1 protein-coding gene is annotated in these 230 nt (G+C 63.9%); it reads right to left on the minus strand.

Annotation, left to right across the window (positions count from 1 at the left end; genetic code table 11):
• Positions 1-23 precede the first annotated feature (23 nt).
• Positions 24-230 (minus strand): DegT/DnrJ/EryC1/StrS family aminotransferase (locus AC1RPX_RS08130; RefSeq protein WP_481763392.1); only part of this gene is annotated, 207 nt, incomplete at its 5' end.

Consider the following 230-nt stretch of genomic DNA (forward strand, 5'->3'; position numbering starts at 1 on the left):
GTTGCATGATCGCGAGCCGCATCTTACGGCTGTCGGATTACGTCGACGATGCGGCGCAGATCGTGCTCGGTCAGCGCCGGATACATCGGCAGGCACAGCACCTTGCGCGCGGCCTCGGCCGCGACCGGGAGGTTCGCACGGTTCGCGGACGGCAAGCCGCGGTACATCGGGAAATCCGAAATCAGAGGATGGAAATAGCGGCGCGCCCAGATGTTGTTTTCGCGGAACGC

The organism is Dellaglioa sp. CoH-56-MRSF-14, from assembly GCF_056782115.1.